1 pseudogene is annotated in these 673 nt (G+C 41.5%); it reads left to right on the plus strand.

Annotated elements, in window-relative coordinates:
• Nucleotides 1–6: 6 nt before the first annotated feature.
• Nucleotides 7–673: pseudogene (locus AN214_RS21830) on the plus strand (transposase); the annotation flags it as partial.

The raw sequence follows: 673 nt of genomic DNA on the forward strand, positions 1-673 counted from the left end.
GCTAGCATGACTAAACATAACATACTTTTCATTGGCTTAGATACTCATAAAGAGTTTGTGGAAGTGGCCTACATTGAAGATAATCGCGGGCAACCCCCATTCATTTTGGACGAATATCTTCAGCCAAGTTAGCTATTAAGAAGCTCATTCGTCAGTTCGAGTCTAAATATCCTCATGCAACTCTTCATTTTGTTTATGAAGCTGGCCCTTGTGGTTACTGGATTTACAGATTAATCACTAGCCTTGGACATTGCTGTTATGTGGTTGCTCCCTCGCTTATTCCTAAAAAACCAGGCGAGAAGATTAAAACCGATAAACGTGATGCGCTTAAGTTAGCTAAATTGCTCAAGTCTGAAGATTTAACCCCTATTTATGTGCCTGAGCCTGAAGACGAGGCCGTTCGTGATTTATCTCGCGCCCATGAAGTCGCGATGAAAGATTTAAAAGACGCTAAATACCAGCTAAAGGCACTGCTTCTTCGCAACAATATTAACTATGCAGGCACAGCAAATTGGTCTCTCAAACACTTACGTTGGCTCACCGAACTGGTGTTGCCACACCCTGCTCAGCAAATCGTTCTGCAAGAGTTTATTCACACTATTACTGAAAGAATAAGTCGTCTAGAACGACTTGATAATGAACTCTCCCACCATGTTTATCAATGGCGTTATTA

It is taken from the genome of Pseudoalteromonas sp. P1-9 (assembly GCF_001399975.1).
Lineage (GTDB): Bacteria > Pseudomonadota > Gammaproteobacteria > Enterobacterales > Alteromonadaceae > Pseudoalteromonas.